14 protein-coding genes are annotated in these 13,914 nt (G+C 77.8%); 6 read left to right on the forward strand and 8 right to left on the reverse strand.

Going from position 1 to position 13,914, the window contains the following annotated elements; translation table 11 throughout:
- Window positions 1-57 precede the first annotated feature (57 nt).
- Complete coding sequence (locus tag BM242_RS17615) at window positions 58-1,425, forward strand: alkaline phosphatase PhoX (protein ID WP_093839811.1); 1,368 nt, start codon at window positions 58-60, stop codon at window positions 1,423-1,425.
- A gap of 57 nt (window positions 1,426-1,482) precedes the next feature.
- Here BM242_RS17615 and BM242_RS17620 read toward each other — a convergent pair whose 3' ends face one another.
- Window positions 1,483-2,268 (reverse strand): UbiA family prenyltransferase, encoded by a 786-nt coding sequence (locus tag BM242_RS17620; protein ID WP_281254694.1) that lies wholly within the window; start codon window positions 2,266-2,268, stop codon window positions 1,483-1,485.
- 158 nt (window positions 2,269-2,426) lie between these two features.
- Between BM242_RS17620 and BM242_RS17625 the strand changes: the two genes are divergently transcribed.
- From BM242_RS17625 to BM242_RS17635, 3 genes are read left to right on the forward strand one after another with little or no spacing between them, the layout of a single operon-like run.
- A complete protein-coding gene (locus BM242_RS17625) occupies window positions 2,427-3,206 on the forward strand; it encodes a methyltransferase domain-containing protein (RefSeq protein WP_093839813.1) in 780 nt (259 codons plus the stop codon).
- Window positions 3,203-4,483: an acyl-CoA dehydrogenase family protein gene (locus BM242_RS17630; RefSeq protein WP_217652518.1), complete on the forward strand. Its 1,281-nt coding sequence runs from the start codon at window positions 3,203-3,205 to the stop codon at window positions 4,481-4,483. The genes BM242_RS17625 and BM242_RS17630 overlap by 4 nt, the downstream gene beginning before the upstream one ends.
- Window positions 4,480-5,523: a type III polyketide synthase gene (locus tag BM242_RS17635; RefSeq protein ID WP_093839853.1), complete on the forward strand. Its 1,044-nt coding sequence runs from the start codon at window positions 4,480-4,482 to the stop codon at window positions 5,521-5,523. The genes BM242_RS17630 and BM242_RS17635 overlap by 4 nt, the downstream gene beginning before the upstream one ends.
- A gap of 33 nt (window positions 5,524-5,556) precedes the next feature.
- On the opposite strand, the gene BM242_RS17640 is transcribed toward BM242_RS17635, so the two are convergent.
- From BM242_RS17640 to BM242_RS17650, 3 genes are all read right to left on the reverse strand, one after another.
- Window positions 5,557-6,099 carry a type 1 glutamine amidotransferase domain-containing protein gene (locus tag BM242_RS17640; protein WP_093839814.1) on the reverse strand — a complete coding sequence of 181 codons (543 nt, stop codon included), beginning with the start codon at window positions 6,097-6,099 and terminating at the stop codon, window positions 5,557-5,559.
- A gap of 98 nt (window positions 6,100-6,197) precedes the next feature.
- Window positions 6,198-7,175 carry a Rieske (2Fe-2S) protein gene (locus BM242_RS17645; protein WP_093839815.1) on the reverse strand — a complete coding sequence of 326 codons (978 nt, stop codon included), beginning with the start codon at window positions 7,173-7,175 and terminating at the stop codon, window positions 6,198-6,200.
- Window positions 7,176-7,225: 50 nt separating this feature from the next.
- A complete protein-coding gene (locus BM242_RS17650; RefSeq protein WP_093839854.1) occupies window positions 7,226-8,173 on the reverse strand; it encodes a Gfo/Idh/MocA family protein in 948 nt (315 codons plus the stop codon).
- Between the two features lie 260 nt (window positions 8,174-8,433).
- On the opposite strand from BM242_RS17650, the gene BM242_RS17655 reads away from it, so the two are divergent.
- A complete protein-coding gene (locus BM242_RS17655) occupies window positions 8,434-8,691 on the forward strand; it encodes a hypothetical protein (RefSeq protein WP_093839816.1) in 258 nt (85 codons plus the stop codon).
- Window positions 8,692-8,783: 92 nt separating this feature from the next.
- On the forward strand, window positions 8,784-9,155 hold the full coding sequence (locus BM242_RS17660) for a nucleotide pyrophosphohydrolase (protein WP_093839817.1): 372 nt from the start codon (window positions 8,784-8,786) through the stop codon (window positions 9,153-9,155).
- 110 nt (window positions 9,156-9,265) lie between these two features.
- Here BM242_RS17660 and BM242_RS29470 read toward each other — a convergent pair whose 3' ends face one another.
- The 4 genes from BM242_RS29470 to BM242_RS17680 are packed head-to-tail and all read right to left on the reverse strand — an operon-like array spanning window position 9,266 to window position 13,913.
- Entirely contained in the window at window positions 9,266-9,961 is a 696-nt protein-coding gene (locus BM242_RS29470; RefSeq protein ID WP_093839818.1) for a hypothetical protein, read from the reverse strand.
- A complete protein-coding gene (locus BM242_RS17670) occupies window positions 9,958-11,133 on the reverse strand; it encodes a type VII secretion protein EccE (RefSeq protein ID WP_093839819.1) in 1,176 nt (391 codons plus the stop codon). The genes BM242_RS29470 and BM242_RS17670 overlap by 4 nt, the downstream gene beginning before the upstream one ends.
- The gene (eccB, locus tag BM242_RS17675) at window positions 11,130-12,521 is read right to left on the reverse strand and encodes a type VII secretion protein EccB (protein WP_093839820.1); all 1,392 of its coding nucleotides are present in this window, start codon (window positions 12,519-12,521) and stop codon (window positions 11,130-11,132) included. Before eccB ends, BM242_RS17670 begins: the two co-directional genes overlap by 4 nt.
- 3 nt (window positions 12,522-12,524) lie before the next feature.
- Window positions 12,525-13,913 (reverse strand): S8 family serine peptidase, encoded by a 1,389-nt coding sequence (locus BM242_RS17680; RefSeq protein ID WP_093839821.1) that lies wholly within the window; start codon window positions 13,911-13,913, stop codon window positions 12,525-12,527.
- Between the last annotated feature and the right edge of the window lies 1 nt (window position 13,914).

Genomic DNA, 13,914 nt, shown 5'->3' on the forward strand with positions numbered 1-13,914 from the left:
TTCGCCTTGCCAACGCATGGCCTGTGCGAGCTTGCACCGCACGTGAAAGGACCCCCCATGACCGGCACGTCCACCGAAGGACCGACCAACCCCGGCTACGGACGACGCGGCGTCCTGCGCGGCGCGGCCGTTGCCGCCGCCGCCTCCCTCCCGTTCCAGGCCCTTGCCGCCCGCACCGCGGCGGCCGACCCGGGCCGCCGCGCCCGGCGCGACTGCGACCCCGGCTACGGCCCGCTGCGCCCGGTGCGCGACCAGACCACCGGCCTGGAGCTGCTGATGCTCCCGCGCGGCTTCGAGTACATCTCCTACGGCTGGACGAACGACCTGATGGACGACGGGGCGCCCACCCCCGGCTCGCACGACGGCATGGCCGCCTTCCGGCACGGCCGGCGGGTGCACCTGGTCCGCAACCACGAGCGCGGCGCGGGCCCGGCCTTCACCTCCCCGGCCTACAACCCCGAGGCCGGCGGCGGCACCTCCACCCTGGTGTTCGACCCGGACGCCGGGCAGTGGCTGGAGTCCTACGGCAGCCTGGGCGGCACCATCCGCAACTGCGCCGGCGGCCCGACCCCCTGGGGCACCTGGCTGACCTGCGAGGAGACCTTCTCCACCGTGGCCGGCAAGCGGCACGGCTACATCTTCGAGGTGGCCTCCGCCGGCAAGGGCAGCCCCGAACCGCTGACCGCCATGGGCCGCTTCAACCACGAGGCCATCGCCGTGGACCCGGCCACCGGCTACATCTACGAGACCGAGGACCGCGGCAACGCCTGCCTGTACCGGTTCCTCCCCACCGTCCCCGGCGACCTGGCCAAGGGCGGCCGGCTGGAGGCGCTGCGCATCGGCGCCTCCTCCTACGACACCCGCGCGGACGGCGAGCGCTCCTACGGCACCGTCTCCTGGGTGCCGGTGGACGACGCCGACCCCGACGGCGACACCATGCGCGGCACGGCCCAGGCCGGCGGCGCCGCGGTCTTCGCCCGCCTGGAGGGCGCCTGGTACGGCAACGACCGGATCTACGTCATCAGCACCAACGGCGGCCCGGCCGGCCAGGGCCAGGTCTTCGAGCTGGACCCGGCCACCGACGAGCTGCGGGTGCTGTTCGCCTCGCCCGGCGCCGAGGTGCTCAACGCCCCCGACAACATGTGCGTCAGCCCGCGCGGCGGCCTGGTGCTGTGCGAGGACGGCAGCGGCACCGAGTATGTGCACGGCCTCACCACCGACGGGGAGATCTTCCCCTTCGCCGCCAACAACGCGGACCTGCGCGGCGGCACCGCCGGCAAGAACGTGAACGCCTCCGACTACCGGGGCTCGGAATGGGCCGGCTCGGTGTTCGAGCCGAAGAACGGCAACTGGCTGTTCGTCAACATCCAGAGCCCCGGCATCACCTTCGCCATCACCGGCCCCTGGCGCCGCGGCGCCCTCTGAGGCCCCGCCGCCCGGCCGGCCCGCGCACACCGCGGGCCGGCCGGGCCCGCGGCACGGCTAGCCGCCGCCGGCGGCGGTGACCGCCGTCCCCGCCGCCCCGGTCCACAGCAGCAGTCCCACATCCGCCACCGCCACCAGCAGCACCGCGCGGAACGCCGCCCGCGATCCCGGACGCCGGCCGGCCGCCAGTCCCGCGCCCACCGTCACCGCGGCCACCGGCAGCACCGCCAGCCTGCCGCCGGCCACCGGGCCCGGCGGCCCCAGCACCAGCAGCGCCGAGGCCGCCAGCACCAGCACCGCGGCGGCGGCCCGGCCCCGCTCCGCGCCCAGCCGGTGCGGCAGGCCCCGCACCCCGCAGGCCGCGTCGTCGGCCAGATCCGGCAGCACGTTCAGCACATGCGCCGCGCAGCCCAGCAGCGCCCCGGCCGCCACCAGCCACCACGGCGGCAGCGGCGTGCCCTCCAGCCCCAGCACCACGAACGCCGGCAGCAGACCGAAGGACACCGCGTACGGCACCGGGGACCAGCGGGTCGCCTTCACCCCCAGGTCGTAGGCCCAGGCGGACACCAGTGCCAGCAGATGCGCGGCAGCCGCGGCCGGGCCGGACAGCAGCGACAGGCCGGCCGCCGCCACCGCCGCCACCGCCACGGCGGTCCGCACCGCGTCGCGCGACAGCCGCCCCTGGGCCACCGGCTTGTCCGCCCGGCCGGTGCGCGCGTCCCGGCCGGCGTCCACCAGATCGTTCAGCCAGCCCACCGACAGCTGCCCGGCCAGCACCGCCGCGGCCACCGCCGCGGTGCCCGCCGCGCCCCGGCCGCAGGCCGCCGCCAGGCCCGCCGCCATCAGCGTCACCGCCGCCGTCGGCAGGGGATGACAGGCCGCCGCCCATGCCGCCGCCCGGGCCGTCCACGCCGCGGGCCGCGGCCCCGCCCCCGGGCCCGGCCCCGCCGACCGTACGCCTGAAAAATGCCGCATGGCAGGGATTGTGACAGCCTGTCCGCATGCTGTCGTCCCTTCTCGACCGCCCGCGTGCCCGGCTGCCCCGCAACGACCCCGCGCTGTACGAGCGGCTGGCCGACCACTGGTGGCGCCCCCGCGGCCGGTTCGCCATGCTGCACTGGCTCGCCGCCGCCCGCGCCCGGCTGGTGCCCCCGGCGCCCCGGCCCGGCGCCGTCCTGGTCGACCTCGGCTGCGGCGGCGGCCTGCTCGCCCCGCACCTGTCCGGCAGCGGATACCGCCACCTGGGCGTCGACCTCTCGCCCAGCGCCCTGCGCCAGGCCCGCCGCCACGGGGTGACGGCGGTGCGCGGCAACGTGCTGGCCGTGCCGCTGCGCGACGCCGTCGCCGATGTGGTGGTGGCCGGCGAGATCCTGGAGCACGTACCGGACCTCGACCGGGCCGTCGCCGAGGCCTGCCGGCTGCTGCGCCCCGGCGGCACGCTGGTGCTGGACACCCTCGCCGACACCGCGCTGTGCCGCTGGCTCGCCGTCGGCGTGGCGGAACGTCTCCCCGGCCTGGCGCCCCGCGGGGTCCACGACCCCGCTCTCCTCGTCGACCGTGCCGCCCTGGCCGCCGCCTGCGCCCGCGGCGGCGTGCCGCTGGAGATCCGCGGCATCCGGCCCCGCCTGCCCGACCTCCTGGCCTGGGCGGGGGGACGCCGGGACACCGTCCGGATGGTGCCGGTGCCCAGCACCGCCGTGCTGTTCCAGGGCCGCGGACGGAAGACGGACCACCCGCGCTCCCCGCAGCGCCACCGCGAGCACCCCAGGAGGACCGCGTGACCCCTCTCGTCCCCGCCGGCGGCACCGCTGCCCCGGCCACCCCTGCCCACCGGACCGGACAGGCCGAACAGAGCGGACAGGGGGAGCGGACCGGCGCCCCGGCCCCCGCCCCGGCCGCCGCCCTGGAGCGCGCCCGGGAACTGGCGCCCCGGCTGGCCGCCCGCGCCGCCGCGCACGACGCCGCGGGCAGCTTTCCCGCGGAGGACTTCGCCGACCTGCGCGCCGCCGGGCTGCTCGGCCTGCTGGTCCCCGCCCGGCTCGGCGGCACCGGCGCCCGCTTCACCGACTACACCGAGGTCGCCGCGGAACTCGCCGCCGGGGCCGGCGCCACCGCGCTGATCTACAACATGCACGCCTCGGTCACCGGCGCCCTGGCCCACACCCCCGACGACCTCGCCCGCCGCCTCGGAGCACCCGACAGCTTCTTCGCCGCCCGCGACCGGACCCTGCGGCAGGCCGCCGACGGCGCGCTGTTCGCCGTCGCCATGAGCGAACGCGGCGCCGGCTCCCGGCTCTCCCGCATCGCCACCGCCTACCGGCGCACCGCGCACGGCTACCGCATCACCGGCACCAAGAGCTTCGTCTCCGGCGCCGGCCACGCCGACGCCTACCTGGTGGCCGCCCGCGACCGGGACGCGGACGCGCCCAGCGTCTCGTACTTCCTGGTGCCCGCCGGCGACGGGATCCGCGTCGACCCGGTGTGGGACTCCCTCGGCATGCGTGCCACCGGCAGCCACGACCTGCATCTGGACACCGAGGTCCCGGCCGACGCCCTGCTCGGCGGCGTCGAGGGGCTCGCGCTGCCGATGGCCGAGATCATGCCGCAGTGGCTGGTCGCCTCCTATGCCGCCGTCTACGCCGGGGTGGCGCGCGCCGCGCTCCGGGCCGCCGCCGCCCATCTGCGCGAGCGGAACCTGCACACCCTGCCCGCCGTGCGGGCCCGGCTCGGCCGGGCGGACGCGGAGGCCGCCGCCGCCCGCCTGGTCGTCGCCGAGGCCGCCCGCCGGGTCACCGAGCAGCCCGGCACACCGGAGACCAACCGCTGGGTGTGGCGCGCCAAACTCACCGCCGGGGACACCGCCGCGGCGGTCGCCGCCTCCGCCCTGGAGGCCGCCGGGGCCTCCGCCACCCGCCGCGGACACCCCCTGGAGCGGATCTACCGCGACGCCCGCTGCGGCGCGCTCCAGCCCGCCACCTCCGATGTCTGCGCGGACTGGCTCGGGACCGCCGCCCTGGGCGGCGACCCGGACCACGACACCGAGGCGCCGCGGTGGTGAGCGCCGCCCTGACCGGATTCGGCACCGCGCTGCCCCCGCGGGTGGGCCAGGACGAGCTGTGGGAGGGCTTCTTCCGCCACCACTTCGGCGGCAGCCGCATCGCCCGCCGGGTCTTCCACGGCGCCGGCGTGCACCGCCGGCACACCGCGGTCAGCCCGCTCACCGAACCGGCCGCCCACTGGTCCACCGCCGACCGGATGCGCCGCTACACCCGGGAGGCCCCGGACCTGGGCCACCGGGCCGTGTCCGCGGCGCTGGACGCGGCGGGCCGCACCCCCGACGAGATCGGCCTGCTCGCCGTCGCCTCCTGCACCGGCTACGACACCCCCGGCCTGGACATCCGGCTGGCCGCCTCGCTGGGCCTGCCCGCCGGGACCCGGCGGCTGCTGATCGGCCACATGGGCTGCTACGCCGCTCTGCCCGCCCTGGGCAGCGCCGCCGACTTCGTCACCGCGCACCGCCGGCCGGCCGTGGTGCTGTGCCTGGAACTGCCCTCCCTGCATCTCCAGCCGCCGACCGACGACCCCCAGCAGGTCGTGGTGCACGCCCTGTTCGGGGACGCGGCGGCGGCGGTCGTGCTGGAGCCGGACGGCCGCCGCGGCCTGCGCCTGGTGGATCTCGCCGCCCACACCGACCACACCACCAGCACGCTGATGACCTGGCAGATCACCGACCTCGGCTTCCGCATGGGGCTGTCGCCGGAAGTGCCGGACATCCTCGCCAAACACCTGCGTCCGGTCACCGAGGAGCTGCTCGCCCGCCACCGGCTCCAGCCCTCCGACGTGGCCGGCTGGGCCGTCCACCCCGGCGGTCCGCTGATCCTGGACACCGTCCAGGAGGAACTCGACCTGCCGCCCGCCGCCCTGGAACCCTCCCGCGCGGTGCTGCGCGAGCACGGCAACTGTTCCTCGCCCACCGTGCTGCTGGTGCTGCGGGCGCTGCTGGCGGGCGGCGGCCTGCCGCCCGGCGCACCCGTGGTCGCCCTGGCCTTCGGCCCCGGACTGACCCTGTGCGCCGCGCTGCTCCGCACCGGCGGCTGAACCCGGCCGGCCGGACGGGGCGGCCCGGCCGTCTCACGCCGCGACGCGGGAGAACTGCTCCAGCATCGCCCGGTTGAAGGCCGGCAGATCCGCGGGCTTGCGGCTGCTGACGAACACCGCCCGGCCCTCCTCGCAGACCGCGACCTCCTGGTCCACCCATGTCCCGCCGGCGTTGCGGATGTCGGTCCGCAGACTGGGCCACGAGGTCAGGGTGCGCCCGCGCACCACATCGGCCTCCACCAGGGTCCACGGACCGTGGCAGATCACCGCCACCGGGCGGCCGGCCCGGCACATCTCCCGCACGAAATCCACCGCGCCGTGGTCGGTGCGCAGGAAGTCCGGATTGGCCACCCCGCCGGGCAGCACCAGCGCGTCGTACTCGCCCACCGACGCCTCGGCCACCGTCTGGTCCACCGGGAAGGCGTCCGCCCGGTCCAGATGGTTGAACGCCTGTATCCGGCCGCCGCGGGTGGACACCAGCCGCGGGGTTCCGCCGGCCTGTTCCACCGCCTGCCAGGGGCTGGTCAGCTCCACCTGCTCCACGCCCTCCGGCGCCACCAGAAATGCCACCTTCACCGCTGCTCACCCTCTCTGGTTCCTCGGTTCCCTCGCCGCCGGCGCCCGGCCGCGACCCGGCCCGGCCACGCGGGCCGGGTAACCGGTGCCCCGTGGGGTTATGCAGGCTCGTCCGGAGCGGTGGCCGACCGGTCCGGCGCGGGCCGGGCCCGCAGCCGCCCGTCCGCCACCCGGGTGTCGAACACCGGCTGCGGCGCGGTCGCCGGGCCCGACACGTTCCGGCCGTCGGACAGCCGGAACACGCTGCCGTGCCAGGGGCACCGCACGCACCCGCCGGACAGCTCGCCCTCGGACAGCGGCCCGGCCATGTGGCTGCACCGGTCGGCCAGCACCCGGATCCGGCCGCCGGTCTCCCGCACCACCAGCACCGGGACGTCGCCCACCCGGCGCCGGACCGCCCGGCCCACCGGGAAGTCCGCCACCGCGCCCAGCTCCCGCCAGCCGCCGCCGGCCACCCGGGACACCGCCTCGGCATGGTTGACCGCGGCGCCCTGCCGGTACGCCAGATGCCCGCCGAGCGCCCCGCCGGTGCCCGCCGCGGCCAGCCCGGCGAAGCCCCACAGCCGGCCCCGCAGCCGCCGCCCGCGCAGCCGGGCCAGCAGGGACAGCCCGTAGCAGGCGATGGCGGTGCCGTTGGCGGCGGCGTGCACCGCGCCCACCCGCCGGTGCGGCGGCGGCAGCTCCGCCCAGTCCACCCAGCCCGCGACCGCCGAGGGCGCCGCGCCGGCCAGACCCAGCGCCACCAGGGTCCCGGCCGCCCGCCGCTGCCCGGGCAGCAGATCCAGCACCGCCGCGGAGGTCCAGGCGCCCAGCGGAAGCTGGACCAGCGCCGGATGCAGCGGATGCCCCAGCCAGCGGCCGTGCAGCGCGTCCCGGGCGCCGCCCAGCGGCAGCGCCCGTATCCCGCGGCGCAGACCGTCCAGCACCGGGTCCAGCGCCCGGGCGTGTTCCAGTCCGTCCACCGCGGCCATCACCCGTCCTGGCCGGTCCGGGTCGGGCCGCACCGCGCGCAGCACGCCGGCCGCGCTGCGGAGGGAACCGGTGGCCGCGCCACGCAGAGATTCAGTCAGTGCCATACCGCCCCGAATCCCCCCGCGGCCGGGCACAAAACCGCTCCGCGCGCCGGCTACGCCTCCCCGGGGTACCGCAGCCCGATCTGCCGGCGCACCTCGTCCAGCGTGCCCATCACGGCCAGGGTGCCGTCCAGCGGCACCAGCTCGGACTCGGTCCGCCCCTGCCGCAGGCAGCGCATCACCTCGCGGGCCTGGTGGCCGTAGCCGTTGCCCTGGGCCGGCGGGCCGGGCACCTCCTCGGGCTCCCGCCCCGGCCGGTGCAGGACGAAGCCGGGCGGGCGGTAGAAGTCCGAACGGATCTCGATCCACCCGGCGGTGCCGTGCACCGCCGCCCGCTGCCCGTGGTGGGCGGCCACCGAGCAGGACAGCACGGCCATCGCCCCGCCGCGGTAGCCCAGCAGCATTCCGGTCGTGGCGTCCACGCCGGTCTTGGCCGGGTGCGACCACGCGGTGATCTCGTCCGGCGCCCCCAGCAGATGATGGGCGAACCACACCGGGTAGGTCCCGACGTCCAGCAGCGCGCCACCGCCCGCGGCCGGATCGAACAGCCGGTGGCCCGGATCCTCCTCGGCCGCGAATCCGAACTCGGCCTGGACCGACCGCACCTCGCCGATCGCCCCCTGGTCCACCAGCTCGCGGACCCGGCGGATCACCGGATGGACCAGCGTCCACATCGCCTCCATCAGGAACACCCGGCGTTCCCGGGCGGCGGCCACCAGGTCCCGGGCCTGGGGGAGGTTCAGGGTCAGCGGCTTCTCGCACAGCACCGCCCTGCCCTGTTCCAGGCACAGCAGCGCGGCGGCCCGGTGCGCGGCGTGCGGGGTGGCCACGTAGACCACGTCCACCTCCGGGTCCCGCGCCAGATCGAGCCAGCTGCCGTGGGCCCGCGGGATGCCGAGGCGTCCGGCGAAGCGCTCCGCCGATTCCCGGGTGCGCGAGCCCACCGCGACCGCCCGGGCGCCCGGCACCTGCCGCAGATCCGCGGCGAACGCCTCGGCCATCCCGCCGGTGGCCAGAATCCCCCAGCCCACGGTCCGTCCGCCGTCCCCGCCACCGGAAACCGGCACCGTCACCACCGCCCTTTCCTGCCGTGCGCACCGCAGCTCCGCTTTGGGAGCGCTCCCAAACCCTCACCGCCGCCCGTCGGCCCTGTCAAGCCGCTGCCGCCGGACGCCGTCCTGCCATCTCCCCCGGGCGGGGCCGGGGGATACCGGGGGATACCGTGGGGAAACCGCACCGGACGCTGACCGGGGAGGCGCCGATGAACGCGGCAGGAAACTGTTCACTGACCGACGCGGGGCGCGGTGAGGCCGAGTCGGGCCCCAGGGCCCCCTGGGAGGAAGCCGGGCGGGGCGCCGACCGGCAGGCGATGAACGAGGCCCGCCAGGCCGGCGGCGCGGTGATCGAGGCGTTCCGGCAGGTGTGCGCGACGGGCACCGCCGAGCAGCGGGAGAAGGCGGTCGCGCTGGTCGACGAGAACCGCAAGCGGCTGTATCCGATCCTGGCCGGCAGCGAATGAGACCCCGGCGTGTCCCGCCGGGCCGCCCCCCTGCTCCGCCCCGGGAATGCCCCTTCCCCGGGGCGGAGCCGTCGTGGGCCAGGATGGCGGCCATGACGATCCGAGATCTGCAGCAGATGCTCGCGGAGTTCGCCCGCGAGCGGGACTGGGAGCAGTTCCACACCCCGAAGAACCTGGCGATGGCCCTGGCCGGCGAAACAGGTGAGCTGGTGGAGATCTTCCAGTGGCTCACCCCCGAGGAATCCGCGGCGGTCATGGCGGACCCGGACCGGGCCCGGGCGGTGCGGCACGAGATGGCCGATGTGCTCGCCTACCTGCTGCGGCTGGCCGATGTCACCGGTGTGGATCTGGCTCGGGCCCTCACCGAGAAGACGGAGATCAACCGCCGGCGCTTCCCCGTCCGCCGCACGCCCCGGGGCCGGGGCCCGGCGCACGGTGCCGCTGGGGAAGGCGACGGGGCCTAGCAGGCCCTGGCGGGTCGCAGACCGGCCCCACGGCTCTGCCGCGCAGGAAATCGCCGCTGCTCGCCGCGTGGAACGACCCGCCCCTGGCGGGCCGTACCGGGGCCGCGGCGTCAGCCGTGCCCCCGCCGGGCGGGGATGAGGAGCGCGTTCTCGCCGGGGCCGATGTCGGGACGGAGGATCTCCGCGGTACCGGACCGGAACAGGACGATCTCGCCCCGGGCGAGACCGGCGGTGCACCGCGCGGCCGGCGGCCCGAGGAGCCGGCCGACGGCGTCGGCATGGCCCGGGTCCAGCGCCAGCAGGACGTCCGGCCGCGCCCAGAAGGGCGAGTGCCGAGGGGCGGCGCGGGTGACGTGAAGGACCGTGCGCCACGGCCCGTCGGCCAGGTGGGGGGACGGCGGCCGGTGCCGGTCACTGATCAGCGCCTGCGGCCCGGCGTCGCGGCCCGGCGGAGCGGGCGGGCGGGCCGGCCAGACGGCGGCGGGATCCTGGGCGAACGACAGCCCGCCGCCGGCCGCCCGGCACATCAACTGCCACCGCTCGGGCACCCGCGTGTCGGCGGTGACCTGGGCACCCACGGCGAGGAGGCGCAGCGCGACGAGGCGGCCGAACAGGGACTCGCCGAGAACCGCGATGCGCACACCGGCCGGTCCGGGCGCGGGGAGCGGGACCGGGCGGCCGTCGCGGTCGGTTCCCAGATGGATGCCGGCCCGCGCATCCACCAGGGCAGGTTCCGGGGCGGCCGGCCCGTCGAGCGGGTCCCGCCAGGTGACGGCGGGCAGGGTCGCCGGGTCGGGGGTGGTCATGCTGCCTCCCGGGAGAACGGAACGGCCGCCGTGGTGAGGCCGGCGGCCTCCGCCAGGGGACGGCCGGGGTGGGCGAGGGGCAGGGTGGCGAGGAGACCGGCGGACTGGTCCCGGCCGGGCGGGCCGGTGATGCCGGCGGAGTGCAGGGCGTCGCGTTGCGCGGCGGCGTGCTGCGGGAGGGCGCTGACCACCCGGACGGCGGTACGGACCCGCAGCTCCCCGCCCTCGGCGGTGAGGGTCGCCGCGACCACGACCCGGTCGGCGGAGCAGCGGGCCAGCCCGGCCAGCAGGCGGAACCAGTCGCCGCGGGAGGCGACCTCGGCGGTGAGCGTGGCGTGGGCGGCCCCCCGGCCGGCCCAGCTTCCCCGCAGCGCACGGCCGTCGGGCTCGGGGTCGCCGAGATGGCGGAGGAGATCACGGGTGGATGCGGCGGTGAGCGGCACGGTGGGGGCACCCCGGGCGGCCAGGCGGGCCCGCAGGCGTGCGGCGGCGGCCAGGGCGGCATGGGCGCCGGCCTGGCCGCCGCCGCGGAGCGCGATGGCGCGGGGCGCCTCCAGGGGCTCGCAGCGGACGACGAGCCAGGAGCGGACGGCGACGGCAGTCCCGGCGCCGGGCAGCCCCCGGTACGCGGCGGTCGGCGGGTAGTGGTAGTGCATGTCCCAGGAGGGGACGGCGAACCGCTCGACGACGATCTGGGCCGCGGCCGGCCGCGCCGGATCCTCGGCGAGCCAGCGGGCGACGGCGGCGGCGGGGAGGGCCGGCAGCATGCCGCCGGGGAACGCGGCGACCGTGGCATGGCCGCGCCCGTCACCGGCCACGCCCAGGCCGTCCGGGCCCGGAATGTTGCGGTCCGGCGCCTCGGTCACGGTCAGCGCCGGCAGCAGGGTCTGTGCGGCGCCCAGCCGCTCCGGCCCCGGCCCCGCCCCCGCTCCGGGAGCCGGGCCCGGGGCCGGGGTGCCGCGGCGGAGCCGGGCCGGCAGCCGCCGGCCGGCCCGCTCGCCGCGCACCCGCACCGGCCCGCCGACGGCGGCCAGCACCCCCGCGCCGGTCAGCGCATACCCCCACGCGCCCGGCAGGGCCACCCCCGCGAGGGCCGCCCCCGCGCCCGCCTCGGCCGCCACCAGCCGCGCCCGGACGGATCCGCCGGGCCCGCGCCGTCCTGCCGCGGTCACCGGTCGCCCCCTGCCCGCTCCTGCGCCGCGGTCTCCGGGTCGAGGACGGGCCCGGCGGGCAGCAGCCCGACGTAGCCGCGCGGCATGGCGGGCGTCCGGGCCGGGTCGTAGCCGAGGAGCCGGGCGGTGTCCGGCGAGGCGAGCGGGTAGGCGATGCCGGAGTCGGTGACGAGGGTGTGCGTGCCCGCGGCGCCGGCCGAGGCGGTGGCGCGTACCAGGGCGCCGGAACCGGCCGGGATGTAGATGCGGTCGAGGAGGCCGAGGGGTTCTCCGCTGCCCGCCGCGACGGGGACGATGCCGGCCGGATCGGGCATGGCGGGCGGGAGGTGGACCGTGGCCCGCCACGGGGTGTCCCCGGGCCGGCTGCCCGGGGGCGTGCTGATGCAGACGGGCTGGTTCCGTTCCGGGTCCTGCGCCTCCGGCACGGCCTCGGGCCACGCGCGGTCGCCCGGTCCGGCGGCACTCGCCCGCCCGGCCGCCCCGGCCTGCTGCGGGCTGATCTCGTGCAGCCGTTCCGCGTCGCGGGCGAGCAGGGTGTGGACCAGCTCCGTGATGCGCAGCAGACCGTCGGACCGGACCTGGAAGTAGCGCGGGCCGGCACCGGTGTCCCCGGTGCGGGCGAGGTCGCCGACGGCCGCGTCGAAGGGCAGGCGGCCGGCCTCGGGGGCCCGGCCCGTGCCGGGAGCGGGGGCGGGAACGGTGATCTCCGGCCCCTCGGGCACGGTCGCGATGATCCGGAGAGGAAGCGGAACGGGGTCGGCCGGAAGGCCGAGAAGGTCCCGGATCGCGGGTTCGAGGGCGTACCGCCGGCCCTCGGCGAGGAGCCAGAGCCGCCCGTCCTCCGTCTCGGCCAGGACGGTCGCGCCGTCGGTGGCCGCCGCCTCGGGAACCGAGACGTACAGCGCGGTCTCGGCCGGAGGGCCGCCGGTTTCGGCGGGGGTGGCGCACAGCGTCCAGGGCGTGTGCAGCAGATCGTCCGCGCCGGGCAGGGCGTCGGGGGCGCCGGGGATGCCGACGGGCAGACCGCGGGGCGCCTCGTCGAGCGTGGCCCGGCGCACCTTCGTCGGTTCTCCGCCGCCGACGAGGAGGGCGGAGGCGAGGTTGAGGGCGGGATGGACGGTGCCGTCCCGCACGACATACGGATCACCGCTGTCGCCGACGACCACCGCGCCGTCGGTGGGGAGGCCGGGGCCGCGTCCGCCGCCGAGCCAGCCGGCGATGCCGAACCCGGCCATGATCAGGATTCCGACGGCGACGCCCGCCCCCAGGGCCCGGTTGAGGCGGCGGCGCGGATCCAGGCGCGCCTCGTCCGCGCCCCGCAGCAGGCCGGTGCTCATCCGGCGGTTGGCGTAGGCATACGCCTCCGCCTGCTCACGCGTCGTGGCCATGACTCACGGTCTCCGGTTTCCGGTTGTGGGCGGTGTGCCGTCCAGCCAGGCCAGGCGGGCGGCAGCGGGGTGCGGTGCGGCACCGCCGGGCGGCGGGCCGGGCGGATCGGAAGGGACCGGCGCGGTGCCCGGCCGCCAGCCCCGGCGGGCCGCCCGGCGCACGGCGGGCGCGGCCAGCAGCACCAGCAGCACGCCGAGCATCAGCACGCCGCTGACGGCCAGCGCGCCGGCCGCCGTGGCGCTGAGCAGCGGCTGCTGCGGGGGGAGGGGCTGGACGGTGAGACGCCCGGGTACCGGGTCCGTCCCGGGAGCGCCGCCGAGATGGGTGAGGGCGCCGAACGGGTCGACCAGTCCGGCGCCGGTCCGGTCGTTGACGCCGCCGCCCAGCAGGCTGGCGGAGCCGGTCAGCCGCCCGGCCACCTGCCGGGCCGTCAGTCCGGGAAAGCGGGACAGCACCAGCGCCGCGGCGCCGGAGACCTGGGCGGCGGCCAGGCTGGTGCCGCCCTCCGCCTGCCGGTAGCCGGAACCGCCGGGGGCGAGCACGGTCATGGGCGTGCCGATGCCGGCGATGTCCACCCAGGGCCCGGCGTTGGAGGAGTCCAGTGGCCGCCCCTCGGCGTCCACGGCACCGACGGCGAGCACTCCGTCGTAGGCGGCCGGGTACATCCGTCCGGTGCTGACATTCGCGTTGCCCTCGTTGCCGGCCGCGGCGACGACCAGTACGCCCTGGCCGACGGCGCGGGCGATGGCCTCGCGGACCGGCTTCCGGTCGGCCGCGTTGGCGAGGGACAGATTGATGATGCGGGCCCCGGCGGCGACGGCGTCGTCGTCGACGGCGGCGGCGAGCATGTGATCACTGGTGCCGCCCACCCCGCCGGTGCCGGCGAGACGGACGGGGTAGACGGTGGCGCCGGGCGCGATGCCGGCGATGCGCTCCCCTTCGGTGTGCCGGGCCGCGATCAGACCGGCGACCGCGGTGCCGTGCCCCTGGCAGTCCCGCTGCCACGCGGGACGGCCGTGGTGGTAGCCGCGCTCGTCGGTGACGCTGGTGGTGAACTCGCTGCCGCGGGCCACGGCGTCGGCCAGGCCGGGGTGGCGGGCGTCCACGCCGGAGTCGATGACGGCGACGGTCACGCCCGCGCCGGTGGACAGGTCCCACGCCTGCCGCAGCCCGAGCTGGTCGATCAGCGGGTGCGGGCCCGCACCGTCGGGCAGCTCCTCCCCTGCCGTGCCGGTGCGGCACGGCTCGGAGGCGGCGGCCGGCCCGGGCACCGCCGCCACGGGCACCCCCAGCGCCACCACCGCGAGCAGCCCCGCCGGCCCGGCGCACCGCCGGACCCGGTTCCCACGGCCGACGCGGACACGGACACGGACGCGGATGCGGAAGGCCATC

Origin of the sequence: Streptomyces aidingensis (genome assembly GCF_900112355.1) — a bacterium.
Lineage (GTDB): Bacteria > Actinomycetota > Actinomycetes > Streptomycetales > Streptomycetaceae > Streptomyces > Streptomyces aidingensis.

Bases quoted from the DNA above. Each gene is read 5' to 3' on its own strand.
- BM242_RS17620 (WP_281254694.1), bottom strand. From the start codon at position 2,268: ATGGCGGCGGGCCTGGCGGCGGCCTGCGGCCGGGGCGCGGCGGGCACC.
- BM242_RS17680 (WP_093839821.1), bottom strand. From the start codon at position 13,913: ATGGCCTTCCGCATCCGCGTCCGTGTCCGTGTCCGCGTCGGCCGTGGG.
- BM242_RS17650 (WP_093839854.1), bottom strand. From the start codon at position 8,173: ATGGCCGAGGCGTTCGCCGCGGATCTGCGGCAGGTGCCGGGCGCCCGG.
- eccB (WP_093839820.1), bottom strand. From the start codon at position 12,521: ATGGCCACGACGCGTGAGCAGGCGGAGGCGTATGCCTACGCCAACCGC.
- BM242_RS17645 (WP_093839815.1), bottom strand. From the start codon at position 7,175: ATGGCACTGACTGAATCTCTGCGTGGCGCGGCCACCGGTTCCCTCCGC.
- BM242_RS17625 (WP_093839813.1), top strand. From the start codon at position 2,427: ATGCTGTCGTCCCTTCTCGACCGCCCGCGTGCCCGGCTGCCCCGCAAC.
- BM242_RS17615 (WP_093839811.1), top strand. From the start codon at position 58: ATGACCGGCACGTCCACCGAAGGACCGACCAACCCCGGCTACGGACGA.
- BM242_RS17660 (WP_093839817.1), top strand. From the start codon at position 8,784: ATGACGATCCGAGATCTGCAGCAGATGCTCGCGGAGTTCGCCCGCGAG.
- BM242_RS29470 (WP_093839818.1), bottom strand. From the start codon at position 9,961: ATGACCACCCCCGACCCGGCGACCCTGCCCGCCGTCACCTGGCGGGAC.
- BM242_RS17655 (WP_093839816.1), top strand. From the start codon at position 8,434: ATGAACGCGGCAGGAAACTGTTCACTGACCGACGCGGGGCGCGGTGAG.